Origin of the sequence: Microcoleus sp. F10-B2, from assembly GCF_036704965.1 — a bacterium.
Classification (GTDB): domain Bacteria; phylum Cyanobacteriota; class Cyanobacteriia; order Cyanobacteriales; family Microcoleaceae; genus Microcoleus.
This window is the reverse complement of sequence record NZ_JAUBTB010000231.1, coordinates 1-1,270: the sequence shown is the minus strand read 5'-3', so window position 1 is coordinate 1,270 and position 1,270 is coordinate 1. Positions and strand designations below refer to the sequence as shown.

The window sequence follows — 1,270 nt, the reverse complement described above, 5'->3', positions numbered from 1 at the left end:
TTATGTTCAACTAAGCAAATCGAAAATTATTTTGCTCACTGCTGTTACTGTACCTCTTAGTCACGCAAAGTGCTGTAATAATTTACCTTTCCCCTGATAAAACCAAACATAACCCTCCCCGCCGCCTTTGCCAAAATGACCTAATTTTCGATAATCTTCTTCAATCCCCTTGGTAAATCCTTTAACCAAATCGCAATCAGCTATCAAAGTTTCACCTTGTTTGAGTTTGACAACCTTAGCCGGTGAACTTGTAGTTGCTACAACAGTAGCTTTTTGCTCGCGCCAAGCTGTAATAGCAATTCTCCACCTACCGTCATTAGAAGCAGCCACTTGTCGCAATTTCTGTTTTTTAGCACCGATAACTACATTGTCCGAACCAAACTGAAATATACTGTCATCAAACTTCCACTGCTCTGCATCCGAAAGCTCGATCGGCGTATAATGCAGGGTAAGCGCATCTAATTTGGCAGCTAAAAATACAGATTATTTGGCACATTTATATCATGACAGATATCGTTTGATGCTCGGAGATGTTATCTAGTAGACTGGTGAGTACAAAGTTTCTATCTTACTGAGCAGGTCGGTCTTATGGCATCAGGTTTCACATCTGAAAAACACAGGATTAAAAGGTCAAAAAAATTGAGTATAGCTCAGGCAACTGAACTGACAGAAAAAATGGCATTAGTATTTGCCCAAATCAAAGACCCCCGTGTAGCAATAACCCGTGTTCATGTATTAACAGATATTTTAATTATCGGAATATTGTCAGCGATCGCCCTGGGAGGTAACGGATGGGAAGACATGGAAAATTATGGAGTAAGTAAAGGTGAATGGTTGGAGCAGTTTTTAGCTTTACCAGGAGGTATCCCGAGTGCGGATACATTTCGACTCGTCGAGTGAACGCATTAATCCCAAAGTATTTGAGCAATGCTTTCGACGTTGGATAGAATCAATAGTTGAGGTAGCAGGAGCGCAGGTAATTCCCATTGACAAGCGAATTTCAAAGGTGGTACCCGCCACGCGATCGATCAGTGGGATCGATCCAAAATCGAAAATCAAAAATCCTTGCGTCCCCCGCATTTATCTCGCGCAAGTCAATCTCAAATCTCAAATCTCAAATCTCAAATCGATTGACGGTAAGACCCTTAAAGGCTCATACAATCGAGAGCAAGGCAAATCCGCTTTACATCTAGTTAGGAATGAGAATTAAATAACTTACAATGCGTGATGTTCTTGTGGGATGGGCCCATCCCGCCCGTCCAGAAAGGGC

General features: G+C 41.9%; 2 protein-coding genes. One reads left to right on the top strand and one right to left on the bottom strand.

What is annotated here, in order from left to right; translation table 11 throughout:
• Window positions 1-60: 60 nt before the first annotated feature.
• Window positions 61-330 (bottom strand): hypothetical protein, encoded by a 270-nt coding sequence (locus QUA99_RS32855; RefSeq protein WP_333245751.1) that lies wholly within the window; start codon window positions 328-330, stop codon window positions 61-63.
• A gap of 258 nt (window positions 331-588) precedes the next feature.
• Here QUA99_RS32855 and QUA99_RS32850 point away from each other — a divergent pair, with 258 nt between their 5' ends.
• Complete coding sequence (locus tag QUA99_RS32850) at window positions 589-900, top strand: transposase family protein (protein ID WP_333245754.1); 312 nt, start codon at window positions 589-591, stop codon at window positions 898-900.
• Window positions 901-1,270 lie beyond the last annotated feature (370 nt).